This window comes from Flavobacterium sp. DG1-102-2, assembly GCF_033042555.1.
Classification (GTDB): domain Bacteria; phylum Bacteroidota; class Bacteroidia; order Flavobacteriales; family Flavobacteriaceae; genus Flavobacterium.
The window spans coordinates 1-15242 of the sequence record NZ_JAWLIK010000001.1 but is presented as its reverse complement, the minus strand read 5'-3'; the positions used below and the strand labels follow the sequence as shown (position 1 = coordinate 15242).

At 38.3% G+C, this 15242-nt stretch carries 12 protein-coding genes; 6 read left to right on the top strand and 6 right to left on the bottom strand.

Going from position 1 to position 15242, the window contains the following annotated elements:
* Positions 1–35 precede the first annotated feature (35 nt).
* Entirely contained in the window at positions 36–1214 is a 1179-nt protein-coding gene (locus tag R1T16_RS00055) for an acetyl-CoA C-acyltransferase (protein ID WP_317499012.1), read from the top strand.
* A 62-nt stretch (positions 1215–1276) separates the two neighbouring features.
* On the opposite strand, the gene R1T16_RS18375 is transcribed toward R1T16_RS00055, so the two are convergent.
* Together R1T16_RS18375 and R1T16_RS18370 are read right to left on the bottom strand one after the other, a co-directional pair.
* On the bottom strand, positions 1277–1930 hold the full coding sequence (locus R1T16_RS18375) for an IS3 family transposase (RefSeq protein WP_411162012.1): 654 nt from the start codon (positions 1928–1930) through the stop codon (positions 1277–1279).
* A gap of 163 nt (positions 1931–2093) precedes the next feature.
* A complete protein-coding gene (locus R1T16_RS18370; RefSeq protein WP_411162007.1) occupies positions 2094–2624 on the bottom strand; it encodes a helix-turn-helix domain-containing protein in 531 nt (176 codons plus the stop codon).
* 450 nt (positions 2625–3074) lie between these two features.
* Here R1T16_RS18370 and R1T16_RS00045 point away from each other — a divergent pair, with 450 nt between their 5' ends.
* The 4 genes from R1T16_RS00045 (at position 3075) to R1T16_RS00030 (ending at position 6897) form a co-directional block, all read left to right on the top strand.
* Positions 3075–3836 carry a C40 family peptidase gene (locus R1T16_RS00045; RefSeq protein WP_317499011.1) on the top strand — a complete coding sequence of 254 codons (762 nt, stop codon included), beginning with the start codon at positions 3075–3077 and terminating at the stop codon, positions 3834–3836.
* An 83-nt stretch (positions 3837–3919) separates the two neighbouring features.
* Positions 3920–4759, top strand: a complete 840-nt coding sequence (locus R1T16_RS00040; protein WP_317499010.1) for an alpha/beta hydrolase — start codon at positions 3920–3922, stop codon at positions 4757–4759.
* Between the two features lie 147 nt (positions 4760–4906).
* Positions 4907–5605, top strand: a complete 699-nt coding sequence (locus R1T16_RS00035) for a carboxypeptidase-like regulatory domain-containing protein (RefSeq protein WP_317499009.1) — start codon at positions 4907–4909, stop codon at positions 5603–5605.
* 59 nt (positions 5606–5664) lie between these two features.
* Positions 5665–6897, top strand: coding sequence for a glycoside hydrolase family 5 protein (locus R1T16_RS00030; protein ID WP_317499008.1), 1233 nt, complete (start codon positions 5665–5667; stop codon positions 6895–6897).
* A gap of 337 nt (positions 6898–7234) precedes the next feature.
* On the opposite strand, the gene dnaK is transcribed toward R1T16_RS00030, so the two are convergent.
* From dnaK to R1T16_RS00010, 4 genes are all read right to left on the bottom strand, one after another.
* The gene (gene dnaK / locus R1T16_RS00025; RefSeq protein ID WP_317499007.1) at positions 7235–9121 is read right to left on the bottom strand and encodes a molecular chaperone DnaK; all 1887 of its coding nucleotides are present in this window, start codon (positions 9119–9121) and stop codon (positions 7235–7237) included.
* 201 nt (positions 9122–9322) lie between these two features.
* A complete protein-coding gene (locus R1T16_RS00020) occupies positions 9323–10306 on the bottom strand; it encodes an endo alpha-1,4 polygalactosaminidase (RefSeq protein WP_317499006.1) in 984 nt (327 codons plus the stop codon).
* A gap of 87 nt (positions 10307–10393) precedes the next feature.
* Positions 10394–11104 (bottom strand): DUF2490 domain-containing protein, encoded by a 711-nt coding sequence (locus R1T16_RS00015; RefSeq protein WP_317499005.1) that lies wholly within the window; start codon positions 11102–11104, stop codon positions 10394–10396.
* A 121-nt stretch (positions 11105–11225) separates the two neighbouring features.
* On the bottom strand, positions 11226–13727 hold the full coding sequence (locus tag R1T16_RS00010) for a M14 family zinc carboxypeptidase (protein ID WP_317499004.1): 2502 nt from the start codon (positions 13725–13727) through the stop codon (positions 11226–11228).
* A 247-nt stretch (positions 13728–13974) separates the two neighbouring features.
* On the opposite strand from R1T16_RS00010, the gene R1T16_RS00005 reads away from it, so the two are divergent.
* Positions 13975–14436 (top strand): hypothetical protein, encoded by a 462-nt coding sequence (locus R1T16_RS00005; protein WP_317499003.1) that lies wholly within the window; start codon positions 13975–13977, stop codon positions 14434–14436.
* The last annotated feature ends 806 nt before the right edge of the window (positions 14437–15242 follow it).

The window sequence follows — 15242 nt, the reverse complement described above, 5'->3', positions numbered from 1 at the left end:
TTCGCAACTTCAACAAACAAAAAAGGTTATACATCATGAGTAAGAAAGTAGTAATCGTTTCGGCTGTGCGTACTCCTATAGGAAGCTTTATGGGTGCATTATCAACTGTTACAGCTTCTCAGCTTGGCGCTGCAGCCATAAAAGGAGCACTTGAAAAAATAAATTTAGATCCTAAACATGTAGACGAAGTTATAATGGGTAATGTAGTGCAGGCAGGTGTTGGCCAGGCTCCGGCAAGGCAGGCATCACGATTTGCAGGACTACCTGATTCTGTTATTGCAACTACAGTAAATAAAGTATGTGCATCTGGTATGAAAGCCGTTATGCAGGCAGCCCAGTCGATACAACTTGGCGATGCCGATGTGATTGTTGCCGGTGGTATGGAGAACATGAGCCTTATACCTCACTATGTACAAATGAGGACAGGCGCCAAATTTGGCCCTGCTACAATGGTTGACGGATTACAAAAAGACGGACTTACAGATGCTTACGACAACAACGCCATGGGTGTTTGTGCCGATGCTACTGCCGTAGAATATAAAATATCACGTGAAGCACAGGATAATTTTGCTATAGAATCGTACACGCGATCTGCTAAGGCATGGGATGCAGGTAAATTTGATAACGAAGTTGTACCCGTAGCTGTTCCTCAGCGTAAAGGTGACCCTATAATGGTTACTAAAGATGAGGAATACACTAACGTGAAACTTGATAAAATCCCTGCGCTTAATGCAGTATTCACTAAAGATGGTACAGTAACAGCTGCAAATGCTTCTACCATCAACGATGGTGCTGCTGCACTTGTTATCATGAGCGAAGACAAAGCAAACGAACTTGGCCTGAAGCCTCTTGCTTACATTAAAGGCTTTGCCGATGCAGAACAGGAGCCAAAATGGTTTACCACTACGCCATCTATCGCATTGCCGAAAGCTTTAAAGAAAGCAGGCATCTCTAAAGAAGATGTAGATTTCTTTGAATTCAATGAAGCATTCTCTGTAGTAGGCCTTGCCAACTGCCAGATATTAGGCCTTGATGCATCAAAAGTAAATGTAAATGGTGGTGCAGTATCTTTAGGACACCCTCTTGGATGTTCGGGTGCAAGGATCATTGTTACGCTTCTTAATGTACTGGAGCAAAACAACGCGAAAACAGGAGCTGCGGCTATTTGTAATGGTGGTGGTGGCGCTTCTGCAATCGTAATTGAAAGAGCATAATCACATTGTGATCTATTATAGAAAAAGGCAGCTTTAGAGTGCACCCAAAAGTTTAGACAAATTTATAAATAAGTTTGACAATAATGAGCTCGGTATTTTACCGGGCTCATTCCTTTTAAATTTAGTTTAATCCTATCATTATTGTAGTATTTTATGTATTCTATAATTTCTTTTTTAAGTTCGTTTATCGATGTATATTTCTTTAAATAGAATAGTTCTGATTTAATTATACCAAAGAAGTTTTCAATAATAGCATTGTCCAGGCAGTTACCTTTTCTTGACATACTTTGTGTAATTCCCCTATCTTTCAAGAGTCGCTGGTATTGTTTCATTTGATATTGCCAGCCCTGATCAGAGTGCATTATAAGATTAGCATTGTCGCCTATTTTCTTAAATGCCTTTTTAAGCATATTAGCTACCTGCTCAAAATTTGGACTTTCCGATAATTCATAACTTATTATTTCTCCATTGAATAAATCAATTACTGGTGATAAGTATAACTTATTTCCCTTTACATTAAATTTGGTTATATCAGTTACCCATTTTTGATTTGGCTCTGCTGCTTTAAAATCACGTTGTAATATATTTGGAGCTATTTTGCCATGCTCTCCTTTATAGGATTTATATTTTCGTACCCTTATCAGGCTTTTTAAACCAAGAACTTTCATTAGTCTAAGTACAGTTTTATGATTGATTAGAAAGCCTTTATTCCTAATCTCTAAAGTGATACGGCGGTAACCCAGTCGCCCTTTGTGTTTGTAATAAATTGACTATATTTATCTTTAACCTGACTCCTTTTATGATAATAATAGTAAGTACTCCTTGCCATATTTGTATGATTTAATAAAATGTCTAAATCATAATCATGCCTTAATTCCTTTATGGCTTGCGCTTCTTGTTTCGCTCGGCTTCTTTGGCTTGAATTAAGGCTTGTAACTTTTTTAGAAGCGCATTTTCTGCACGTAAAGATTCAATCTCTAATAAAAGTTCTTCCTCTCGGGTAAGAGGTTTGTCAGATTTCTTTTTAGCTCTCTTGTAGGTCATGGATTTTGGTCTGCCTCTTGGTTTATCTAATAAGCCTTCAATGCCATAGTGCTCAAATCGTTGCTGCCAGTTGATAATAGTGGAACGACTGGGAATATTAAATTCTAAGCAGGCTTCATTCAAAGATAAAAACTTCTTGCTAATAGAGTCCAGAACCTTACACCTAAAATCAAGCGTATAAGATTGGGTTTGACGAGGAATAAGACCCTTAGCACCATATTTATTATAAAAACTAATCCAAAACTTAAGATTGGATAAATTTAGACCTTCTTCTGTTGCTACAGATTTAATCGACCGATTCTTATTTAAAGCTTCTTCTACACAGCGAAGTTTAAATTCATAACTGTACTTGACTTTTCTTCCCATAAAAATACCCCCAAATAGTGTCTAACTTTTTGGGGGCAGTTCACTTAGGCTGTCTTTTTTATTTCTCGTAAACTTGATAAAGATGTAATGTTCTTTTGTCTTGAAACAAAAGAGCCAAAAATTCAAGACTCAAACTCCTTAGGCTAAAAATTATTTCGTCAGGCTAAACCATCCGAACTCGGCTTCGCCTCAAACAGCCGATGCTTATTAACGCCTCCCTTATAATTTTCTTAACGCCACAGAGTTTAACGCCTTAGCTTCACTCGAATGATATCATAACATTACTTCTGATACAGACAAAATATTTTCGATTAACAGTTATAAAGAATGTTCAAAACTCTATAAAGAAGCTTCGGAATTAACTACTATATTTGTGGTACCTGAAAATAGCATTTTCTAATAGCTACTCAGGTACTAGTCACTAACAAATAAAAACAGTCAATCAGAAGAATGTTCGGTATATGTAACCTTGCCATTGTGCCCCTACGTTTAGAACCAAGCGACAGAAGCGAAATGACAACGCAGGTGTTGTTTGGCGAGCATTTTAAGATCTTGGAGCATACCGAAAAATGGTCACGCATTGAGCTGGCTTTTGACGGTTATAACGGCTGGACAGACAACAAGCAATTTCGATTGATTAGCGAAGCTGATTATCACATACTGAGCAACAGCCCTGCCATATTTAACGGCGACCTTATTGAATACCTTACTACACCCGATAATCAGTTACTTTCAGTCCCTATAGGTTCATCGCTTGCCTTTTTAGAGCACTCATCTATAAACCCTGAAAACTTTTCTTTTGAAGGCTTAAAAATTTCAGGCGTTACCAGTAAACAGCAATTGCTGCAAACGGCCTTTATGTACCTTAATACTCCGTATTTATGGGGAGGTAAGACACCTTTCGGTATAGACTGTTCGGGCTTTACACAAATGGTATATAAATTAAATGGCTTTTCACTGCTGCGAGATGCATCGCAACAGGCAACCCAGGGTGAAGCACTTAGTTTTATTGAAGAAAGTGAACCGGGAGACCTTGCTTTTTTTGACAATGAAGAAGGCAGAATTATCCACGTGGGCATTATAATGGAAGACAATCATATTATCCATGCACACGGTAAGGTACGTATAGACCGCCTTGATCATCTTGGCATATATAATATTGATACTAAGAGACATTCGCACAAACTCCGCGTAATCAAGAAGATTATTTAGGCAGTAAATAGTTAAAGCATAGTAAATATGCTTGGAGCTTTGGCATTAACTTTGGTATATTTAGATAAATAAAACCAGGGTCTATGAAAAATCTACTCATTATACCACTATTACTATTATTCCTTATTACAGGATGCGGTAACTCTGACGATGAAAATAATGCACCCTTAGAAGCCCAGACATTAACGGATGTTTCGTATGGTACAGATGCTCAGCAAAAAATAGATATTTTTTTGCCTTACGACCGCAGTATTAATACTAAAGTAATCGTACTGCTGCATGGAGGATCATGGGTAGGTGGTGATAAAAGTGATGTAGCTTCGCTTGTCCCTGTCCTTAAAATACAGTTTCCGGACCATGCAATTGTAAACATGAATTACAGGCTGGCTACAGAAACAAGTCCTGCATATCCTAAACAGATTGATGATATAAAAAGCGTTCTTGAACACCTTAAATCAAATAATTATCAGATATCTAGTAATTATGCTTTTATCGGGTTTAGTGCAGGAGCGCACCTTTCGTTACTATATGCATATGCTTACGATACAGAACATAACGTTAAGGCTATATGTGACGTTGTGGGCCCCGCCGATTTTACCGACCCAAACTATACATCGCACCCACTGTACCCATCGGCGTCACAGGTACTTGTTGGAAGTTCAAGTCCTACTCAAGAACAGATAGAAACAATAAACCCCGTAAACCATATTACGACACAATCGCCTCCAACCATCTCTTTCTACGGCGGACAGGATCCGTTAGTTCCTGCAACCCAGGGACCACGTCTTAAAGCCGCCTTAGATAATGCAAATGTATATAATGAATATAATTTATATGCTAATGGAGGACATGGAGATTGGGATGAGGCTACTTATGCCGACGTTTACAGTAAAATGACATTGTTCCTTAAGAATCGATTTTAAGTACAATTAAAAAAATTACACATAAAACTCCTTTAGTATAATATTAGCTGAAGGAGTTTTTTGTTAAATTTGGTTTGTGACCCAACCTTTTGCAAAAAATGGCATCTTATATAATAACGAGTGTAACTGCATCTGGAACCAACAGCCATGAAAAAACCAATCAAAATATCCATTTCTACTCCGTGCCATGAAAACTGGGATGCCATGACGCCTGCCGAAAAAGGCCGTTTTTGTGCATCATGCCAAAAGAATGTGTATGATTTTACAAGATCATCCGACAGGGAGATTGCACTAATACTAGAAAACAAAAAGAATGCCTGTGGCAGATTTACAACTTCTCAACTCGACAGGGATTTAATTATTCCAAAAGAAAAATCGACATTATGGATAGCAGCAAGTGCTGCAGTGGTTAGTTTCCTGACGATTGGAAACAGCACCATTTCTGCGCAAACACCTATGAATACTGAGCAAACTAATTTCAAAACTGACGAGATAATTGGCAAGGTAACCTCTTCAAAAAATATTATCGGTGGTACAGTTATGGACTCGGAAGGCATTGTTATTTTAGGAGCAAATGTAATTTTGAAAAACTCAAAAGAAGTAACTCAAACAGATTTTGATGGTAAGTTTTCTATCGAGGCTCAAAAGGGAGATATTATCCAAATTACATCTGTTGGAATGCTAACACATGGAATAACTGTAACCGATAAAAAAACATACAATGTAGTTATGAAAGATGATAATACACCTTTAGAAGATGTAGAGATGGAAATTTATGGAGGTATATCAGTTCACAGGACATTCTTTGGTCGCATCTTTCATTCCATCGGAAGTATCTTCAGATAGGCTGTTTTTCAATTTTATCTATCTTTAGCGTTCCAAAACAAACACTTAATTCACGCTAAATGAAAAACAAACTAACCTCTCTCCTGCTCGTATTCACTGTATGCCTGGCTGGAATTAACGCAATTGCCCAAAAAGGAAAAATCTCCAGGACACTGGGTAAAGAAATTCTTGACAGCAACGGAAAATTTATCCTTCTTAAAGGTACAAATTTGGGCAACTGGCTGGTTCCCGAAGGTTATATGTTCAAATCTGGAAAAGCCGCCTCTCCACGACAAATTGATCAGCTGCTTCACGAGATGATTGGCCCTGACAGCCTTGCTGCATTCTGGCATAAATATCTTGACAGCTATATTACTCATGAAGATATCAAATACCTTAAGCGTACAGGATCTAACCATGTGCGCCTACCTTTTCACTATAAGTTATTTACAAACGATCTATACGTGGGTAAGCGCAATGCCGGCTTTGAATATTTTGACCGCGTTATTGAATGGTGCCGAAAAGAAAACCTGTATGTATTGTTAGATATGCACTGCGCTCCAGGCGGACAGACAGGAGATAATATAGATGACAGTTACGGCTATCCCTGGCTGTACTACAGCAAATCGGCGCAGGATGAAATGAGCGCTATTTGGGTAAAGATTGCCGAACGTTACAAGAACGACCCAATCGTGATTGGGTATGACGTGATAAATGAGCCTTTTTCACATTATTTTATAAAAGACATACCGGATTATAACCACAGACTTTTTATGGTGTATGAGCGAATGGTTAAGGACATTCGTAAAGTAGATAAAAAACATTCAATTTACCTTAACGGATCTGTCTGGGCGGGAGATTTTGGAGTATTTGAACGCATACTTGACGACAACATTGTTTATGAATTCCACAAATACTGGTTTGACATCAACCAGGAATCGGTGCAAAAATACCTTGACTTTAGCAGCAAGTACAATGTGCCAATATACATTGGGGAAACGGGCGAAAACACAAATGAATGGGTTATGGAATTCAGAAAGCTATTAGATCAGAATAAGATCAACTGGGCATTTTGGCCGTATAAGAAAATGGACAATACAAAAGGCATCATGAATTTTAAACAGCCCGAAGATTATCCGCTGATTACAAAATATGGAGAAAGCGACCGCAGCAATTTTGAAAAGGTCCGCGAAAATATGCCTGATAGGGTTAGGGTACAGAAAGCGCTTAATCAATTTCTTGAAAATTGCTTATACAAGAATAATTTCCAAAATGAAGGGTATATAAAGGGGTTAGGTTTTACCGCTGAGTAGTTTATTTGGTTTTCGGTTATTTGTTAGCTACAGATTTACTTAAATTTCACCGAGTTGAAAGCAATGTATGTCATTTTGAGCGTATCGCAGCGGAGTCGAAAAATCTCAGATAATTTAGTTAGTTATTAAATTTCCTTAATTCTCCCGGAGATTTCCCACATCGTCGAAATGACAGTAATCTAAGTCATATTTAGCATAGCACCATCAAAGTCCTAAATTGTAGATTCTTCCTTCGTCAGAATGACACCAAACTAAATTATATATAGCAAAAACGCCGCACAATGTGCGGCGTTTTTTATTCTCAATACTCAATACTGAAATCTCAGTACTAAATAAATTATTTCACTTCTTCGAAGTCTACATCCTGAACGTTGTCACCTTCAGATTGTGCTGCTTCAGGCTGGCCTTGTGCTGCACCTGCATCACCTTGCTTATACATCTCTTCAGAAGCATTTTTCCATGCCTCGTTGATTTTGTCAAGCGCCGGTTGGATTGCATCAACATCTTTAGCTTCGTAAGCCATTTTCAGTTGTGTAAGTGCCATACCGATAGTGTCTTTGTTAGTATCAGACAATTTATCGCCAAACTCAGTAAGTTGTTTCTCAGTCTGGAATATCATTGCGTCAGCTTCGTTAAGTTTTTCAACTCTTTCTCTTGTAGCTTTATCAGCATCAGCGTTAGCTTCAGCTTCTTTACGCATTCTGTCGATTTCTTCCGGTGTTAATCCTGAAGAAGCTTCGATACGGATATCGTGAGATTTACCTGTTCCTTTATCTGTAGCAGATACTTTGATGATACCATTAGCATCAATATCAAATGTAACCTCAATTTGAGGAATACCTCTTTGTGCTGGTGGGATGCCGTCTAAGTGGAAACGACCGATAGTTTTGTTATCTGTAGCCATTGGCCTTTCTCCCTGTAAAACGTGGATCTCAACAGATGGCTGGTTGTCAGCCGCAGTAGAGAATACCTGCGATTTTTTAGTAGGGATAGTCGTGTTAGACTCGATAAGTTTAGTCAATACACCGCCCATAGTTTCGATACCAAGAGAAAGCGGCGTTACGTCAAGAAGTAACACATCTTTAACGTCTCCTGAAAGTACACCACCCTGGATAGCAGCACCAATTGCCACAACCTCATCAGGATTAACACCTTTAGAAGGTTTTTTACCAAAGAATTTCTCTACTTCTTCCTGGATTCTTGGGATACGTGTAGAACCACCTACAAGGATAACCTCATCAATATCTGATTTAGAAAGTCCTGCATCTTTAAGCGCTTTAGCAACAGGCTCCATAGAACGTTGTACTAACGAATCTGCAAGCTGCTCAAATTTAGCTCTTGTAAGCGTTTTAACTAAGTGCTTAGGCCCTGAAGCCGTAGCTGTAACGTATGGTAGGTTTATTTCTGTTTGTGTAGAAGCGGAAAGCTCAATTTTAGCTTTTTCAGCAGCTTCTTTTAAGCGCTGTAGTGCCATTGGGTCTTTACGTAAGTCAACACCTTCTTCACTGTTGAATTCGTTAGCTAACCAGTCAATGATCACCTGGTCAAAGTCATCACCACCAAGGTGTGTATCACCATTAGTAGAAAGAACTTCAAATACACCGTCACCTAACTCAAGGATAGAGATATCAAAAGTACCTCCTCCAAGGTCATAAACAGCGATTTTTTGATCGATACCTTTTTTGTCAAGACCGTAAGCAAGAGCAGCAGCAGTAGGCTCGTTAATGATCCTTCTAACTTTAAGGCCTGCAATTTCACCAGCTTCTTTAGTAGCCTGGCGCTGTGCATCGTTAAAGTATGCAGGAACAGTAATAACCGCTTCTGTTACAGTTTGCCCAAGATAATCTTCAGCAGTTTTCTTCATTTTTTGAAGTGTCATAGCAGACAGCTCTTGTGGAGTGTAAAGACGCCCGTCGATATCAACACGTGGTGTATCGTTGTCACCTTTTACTACGCTGTATGGCACATTGCTTGCTTCTTTTGAACTTTCAGTGAATTTATTACCCATGAAACGTTTAACAGAAGCGATGGTTTTTGTGGGATTGGTCACTGCCTGTCTTTTAGCAGGATCTCCAACTTTGATCTCTCCGCCTTCAACAAATGCAATTACTGACGGGGTAGTTCTTTTTCCTTCAGCATTAGGAATAACTACCGGCTCGTTACCTTCCATTACGGCAACACACGAGTTCGTTGTTCCTAAGTCAATTCCGATTATTTTACTCATCTCTTTTCTTTTTATTATTTTGTTTTTGATTCTTATTATTCAAGTGGACGTTTTACATTAGTCAATCTTTGTGCCAATAAAACAAATGGCATAACAATATGACAAGATGACATTTGAAATAAAATCAAATTTAAAAACGCAAAGAAGATTTGACAGTATCATGTCAGCATTATACTGACAGTTATCTAAAAAACTTACCATTTATTGCTCGAAATATTCAAAAGCATCAATAATATCAAGGTATACGCCATCAAAACCGGCAGCTGTAATTTTATCAAGATAAGAATCGTAGTTTTTATAGATGATGCCCTGCCACTCCTGGTTCCAGTATTTCACCTTAAAGTTGCCCGGCCAGTCAGGATTTTCGGCAGCAACCCAATCGGGCTTGGCGCTACTCCATGACGAATTCCAGTAGTACCTGTAATCTTCTGCCTCGCCTATAGACATGTATGATATAATCAATCGCTTCCCGCCATTAGCTTTGTTTTTAAGCTGGGCAATCTCAGCAGCCGTAAATTCTTCGTCATTTATAAAAAGATCCATAATTACGGCATCGTAATTAGTGGCACTAACCGCAGTTATAAAATCTGCTTTGGTTGTAAAGTTTTCAGGATTTATAATGTACAGGAAATTTTTAGCCTCCGATAATGTTGTTATCACATTACTGTTTACATTGTTTGGCTGCGCTGCCGGTATAATAGTAAGGCTGCGTTCAGACGCCGCAAATGACACGTATCCGAATGAATTATTTATGGTATACGATTCAGACATTTTTGAAGGTGCAGAACAGTAATCTATCGTTAAGATGGTTTTACCGGCATTTTTAGATAAATCAAGAAAACCTTTTAAATAAGATGTTACCGATGCGGGTGTAGCCTGGTCGTCATTGTCATATCCATATAAAAAATCCTCCTGGCCATTACCGCTTATTGCATTAAGATAATCAGTATGTGGGGCGCCGTTAGGTTCTCCTGTTGTACTCACCAGCTCTATGCCATTTTGAGGAATTACAATAAACCCCGGATTAGCAATATGTGCTTTTTGGCTGATACCAATTACAAATTCCCGCATTGCATCGCGATAGTTTGAAACTTCCGGATCCGGAGTTATACCAATATCGTCATTATCATTTCCGCATGCTGTAAAAAATATAGCCGCCAACAATCCTAATACAACCTTTTTCATCTGTGAATGTTTTTAATTATAACTTCCGAATGCTGTTTCTATTGCACTTAAAAGTTTTATACAGGCTGCAATTTAAAATTTTCTGTTTTAAAAAGGATTATTTATTACAATGTCCATTGCGATATAGCTGGCGTCTGTAATATGATGCCCATACCCTATAAGGTCGTTCATGTAACCTAGGTCAAATGTTACGGGAAAATCATTTGGAGAGTAAGAATAGTACAGACAAAATCTGCTCTCCTTATATTCGGGATTTCCCCAGCCTGTGTCCCTGTCGTCAGCAATTGCAAACAATGCTTCTGCACTGCCCATTATACTATTCTCTTTATCATTATCCAGCGGAAAAAGCAATTGTGTTTTTAAGCGGGTACGCAGTTGTAAGCCATCAGGAACCTGGGCGAAGTCTTCAGAATAGAATTTACGCACTTCCTGACGCAGGGTTGTCGCCCACTTAAAACTTCCAAGATCTACGCTGTACCCTATCCTTCCATAGACCCTGAACTCCTGTTTTATTTCATCAGATTCCATAACTTCAAAACTTTCGTCATATTCATGCTGCCTCCTGTAACTTAACGCATAACTATACTGCCAATTAGGGTTTAATTTATGATAGAACTCCTGGTTGAGCACAAAAATTGAAGGTGCATGCAGTGGATCGGTTTCATGGTCGCCGCTTATATACCCAAGCCCAAAGTAGGTTTTAGAACTATTTTTTTCATCCAGCTGCTGCGATACGCCCATGGCCGACCAAAAGGCGGTTTTAGTCTCACCAAGTCCAGGAGGCGCTAGCTGTGACATTACACTTTGGGTAAAAATAAAACTCAAGAATAAGGTATATAGCAGGGCTCTCATCATCATCACATTTATAATTTATAGTACAAATGTGGTGTACGAATCTGTAAAGAATTGGGAATCGTATCTAATTTACCAAAAACAATGCGTTACTGAACAGTAGGTTACCGTTTTCCCAAAATCCACGGAATAATGGGTTATCTACCATATAAATAATCTCACCCCTGCCCTTTTGCTCTACCGCAAAAGTCACAGTGTTTTCAAGCTTCTTTTTAAGGCTCTTGCCAATGAATCCAAAGTTTTTGTATCCAGCAGGAACATAAGCAACATTCCATGCATTCTTAAGAAGCTGGTAACGGCTGTCTGTCGTTTTAAGGCTGAAATATTTGTCGCCAAGTCCGTAAGATAAAGGATGGCTCTTATCTAATACATTCTCTACGATCGCTCCCGGCACTGATGCCGATATAGCCCTTCTCTCCGCATTTTGGTAATCATAAAAGCGGGCTTTCAGTTGTTCTTCGTCACTCTCTGTCATATCGAGATCTTTTGCAGCAGATGAAGCAAATTTTGTCAGGCTGTAACCAGTCCTGTCTTCAAATAGATTAAGTGCATTGGCAATAGCTATAACCTTGCCGCCATTATCTATAAAATCGTCAATCTTTTTTCTGCTATTTTCAGGAAGGTCATACCAGCCGTCAGGAAGTATAAGTGTAGTAAAATCACTTAGGTTGATTCTCCCAAGATTTTGGGTATCTATAATACTTACAGGATAATTAATGATCTCATCCATATAAAACCACGCCTGTCCAAAATCGGTCGCGCTTACATCATTGCCCGAAAGCAATACTACTTTTGGCGTTTGCAGTAATGGATAATTCTCGCCCCCAAGATCACCGCCTGCTAAGGAGAAGCCGCTTTCTATAACCTCATAATCAGGCTTTTTATCCAATAGGGTTTCCATCATGCTTTTAAAATTTCCTAATTGTGTATTATCTCCTTTTAAAATGATAAGATCGCCCGGACTAACCTTTATGCCTCTAAATGCTGAAGATTTTCTGGATGAACGAACCTTGATGCCGCTTTTAAGCAAAAGGCTTAGTGTTCTTGCCGATCCGCGCCCATTCCACGGAACGTAATAGGCATATATCCTCTCATACTCAAATTTACCTTTATATTTTACCTCAGCCCTTGTTTCTATAAACAGGTTATTTTTAAGGGCATAACTCTCTACGCCATAGGCATGGGGAAGCGCCCATGCGGTAATATCATAAGAAAGGCTGTCAGTAAGCCTTTGCGACGGTTCAAACAACACCTGGGTAAGCACCGCCTTCGGCTGATCTGCCCTCACGATAAGGTCATTAGGCTCAATGGCAAAATCTTTGTCTTTATCGCTTTGATAGCTATAACCCGATGTTTTTTTAGATTCAGCAGCATAGCTGTACTGAATCTTATTGCGCTTAAGCAAGCGGGCCAGTTGCTCTGTTTTACCCGAATTTTTAACAACATACGTTTTATATTTCCCTTTTAGATTTTCGCGCGAGTCTTTAAAATATGCCCTGAAATCTTTTACCAGTTTGTCTTTTTTCCATGAGGCAGTTTCAACGGCAGTAAGTACAGCTGCGGTATGATGGTCTATCCTGTCCTGAAGCGTAAGTACATTTCCGTTTGCCATTGTCACTGCGCGTCCTGCTCCAATTCCCCCCTGCTCATAGGTCATGCCTACAGCGCCGTTAAAACTTGGGTAGGTATCTCCATAGCTGGGATAAAAAAGGTCAAAACGCTCGCGGGTGTAATAATTCCAGCCCTCTGTATCAAACTTTTTGGCTGTCATATCGCCGATTGTGCTATGAAAATCGCGCTGTGCTTTGGTAATAAAATCGTGCATTGGCTCCGCTGCCGGAGGAAAAAAATAGGGTTCGTTATATCCCATTTCGTGCACATCCACATGAACCATCGGCATCCATTCGTTATACAATACCATACGCTGCTGGGTTTCGGCCTGCGTTTGCCACGCCCAGTCGCGGTTCAGGTCATAGTCATAATGATTTTGCCTTCCGCCGGGCCATGGTTCCATGTGTTCCCTGTCATTGAGCCCGGGATGGGTATTCTTACCGGATACATCCCTAAGCCAGTTGCCATACCGCGAAAATCCGTCAGGGTTAAGGCAAGGATCAAGTATCACAATAGTGTTTTGAAGCCACTCTTTAGTTTCCTTATTATCGGGGTTAATCAGCTGATAAGCTACTGACATAGCACTTTCTGTAGCACCCGGTTCATTGCCATGCACATTAAAGCTGAGCCATACTATTGCCTTATCATTAGAAGCCGTTGGCTTTTTGTCGCTCATACCTATCTCCCTTAGGTTGGTAAACCTTATATTTTCCAGTTCCTTAAGATTTTCGGGCGTGGAGATGTAAAATACATTTAGGTTTCGTTCCTGTGTTGTCTGTCCGTAAGATTTCTGTTTAATCATATCGGAACTCTGAACCAAATGGGCAAAATAGCCTTCCACCTGATGGTAGTAGCTAACATTCTTCCCATAATTTGGCAGGTAGTCACCCGGACTTTTAAGCTGGGCATTTATATATGTAGCTGCCAAAAGCATTGCAGCGGCAAATAGGTTTTTCATCAACTCATTTTTATATATTTCAAATGTAGGAATTTTATTGGTTCGAACTTTTTAAACACTTATATTTGAATTGCAACATATTAACTAAACAAAAGACCATATTTCCTTGTTTTAAATAATCATACATAGGGAATGGTATGGCAGATACACTAAAAAGTGATGGTACTTGTTTAAACGATTGTCACTTTAATGGTCCTATACAATATATTGATATTTGGATTCTAGAAGATTAAAACAAAAATAAATTATGAAAAAAATTTCTTATTTAGTAATATTATCTTGCTTCAAAATATTTTCACAAAATGTTCATATTGAGATCACAGACTATGCAAAACAAATAGATGATAAAAAATATTCTACTTTTCAATATGTACATGCAAGTTACAGTTACTCAAGGCCTATTATCGTATTAGTAGCAAGTAAAGATGTCTTTAACAAAGTCTATCTTGAGATACCATCCTTATACCAATCAAAACAAGAATACACTGATGTTTACCTCTTGGGAATAGAAAATTTTAAGTCGGATAACGTCACAGAAACAGATAAAAAAATTTTAGAGACTTTTTATGACGGCATAATAAAATATAGGAATGATAATGGACTACCTATTATAAAAAAAGAGAGCATGAATGGTCTAACCAACTTTGTCTTTGGGAATGATGATTTGTGTAACTATTTTTCCTGTAGATTTAAAAGTAAAAAAAAGTAAAGTTTTAGCCATTAAAAATAGGAGCTTTAGACATTAAAATATTAGTAATTAGACGCCATTGCAAAAGCACAATACAAAAAGTATTTAAAAGGTCGCGAAGATTATTAACTAAATTTTTCTTTATGAAAATCACATTAGCTTTATTTTTAATTGCCGGAAGCGTGTCTGCTCAAACAAAACATATTGATTCATTTTTGTTTGAGAATCAACGTATAGAGTACTCTACTTACTATTCTAATGATAAAATTTATGGCGTCAATGATTTTTATGTTTTCATAAATCAGGACGAAAGAGTTCAGAATTGTTTAAAAAATAAACATACCCGGCCTTATTTTATAAAATGCCGGCTTCTGTCTCTAAAGAAAAACAAGATGAATTATTCTTAGAGTTTATTGATGTAGTTACATCACGAACGAAACTGATTGAAAGCAACTTTTATGTTGTAACAGATAAAGACTATACGGGGCGTTATCGCGAAATTCTGAATAAAAACCGTAGATATAAAGGTTCTTATATAAATGATATAAAAGAAATCTACATAAATCCTGCGAAGACCGAAATTTGTAAGATGTTACAATAGTAATTAAAAGCAGCCTGAACAGCTGCTTTTGTCTTTTAAATATAGCTGTCAACTACAGTTACACTCACTAATGATTATCTTTGTTAGTACCAAATTCAACATTATGAAATGGCAAAATAGTTTTACAGCGCTTACCGGAATTAAACATCTGTCTCGTCCTGAAAAAAGTTGACTAATAAATGTCAACGATATGGAAAAACATGATGTTAGGGTAAAAGTAATTACC